The following is a 280-nucleotide window of genomic DNA, read 5'->3' as shown; positions in this document are numbered from 1 at the left end:
AGAGAAAGGGTTACAGCAAAGATTACATCCATTCTTTTTCCGCAGTCATGCAGCAGTCCTTCCGCTTTGCAGTATTTCCAAAACAGTATATTACGTTTAATCCCATGCAGTATATTAAACTGCGGTATCAGACGGATGAAGTTGATTTGTTTTCAGACGAGGACATGGACGGAAATATCCAACCAATTTCACGAGAAGATTATGAAAGATTGCTTGCTTATCTGAAAAAAAAGAACCCAGCCGCAATACTTCCAATCCAGATAGCCTATTATGCCGGGCT

1 pseudogene is annotated in these 280 nt (G+C 40.4%); it reads left to right on the top strand.

Annotation, left to right across the window (positions count from 1 at the left end):
• Positions 1-280, top strand: a pseudogene (locus tag LJE09_RS17655) (site-specific integrase); the annotation flags it as partial.

The sequence above is a fragment of the Blautia sp. DFI.3.45 genome, assembly GCF_020593505.1.
Classification (GTDB): domain Bacteria; phylum Bacillota; class Clostridia; order Lachnospirales; family Lachnospiraceae; genus Blautia_A; species Blautia_A wexlerae.
This window is presented reverse-complemented; position numbering and strand designations above follow the sequence as displayed.